The sequence below is a fragment of the Flavobacterium aureirubrum genome, assembly GCF_038739835.1.
GTDB lineage: Bacteria > Bacteroidota > Bacteroidia > Flavobacteriales > Flavobacteriaceae > Flavobacterium > Flavobacterium aureirubrum.
Genome location: NZ_JBCGDO010000115.1, coordinates 1 through 306 on the forward strand (window position 1 = coordinate 1; position 306 = coordinate 306).

1 pseudogene is annotated in these 306 nt (G+C 40.5%); it reads right to left on the reverse strand.

The features are described from left to right. Positions 1-57: 57 nt before the first annotated feature. Positions 58-306: pseudogene (locus WFZ85_RS16165) on the reverse strand (cupin-like domain-containing protein); the annotation flags it as partial.

Here is a 306-nt window from a genome sequence, read left to right on the forward strand (position 1 = left end):
AAGAAGCCAAAGTATTTTCGGCTAGGTGTCCTTTTGCTCCACGATGTCCAATTAGTATCATTTAGTCAATAAAGCATTGGTACGACGGATGGCTTCTTCATCTGTATAGTCAAGCCACGCTTGCCCTTTTCTTTTTCGCATCCAATTATCATAGTGTCGAATAATGGCCACATTTGCAAATCCTTTCAATAAATTACTCGGTTTGCTTGCCAATGAACGTAAGCTTAATGAAAAACCGGGTGTTAAATACTTCATATAGTGCCACCAACCTTCGGGCATGTATAACATTCCGCCGTGCTTTAAGTG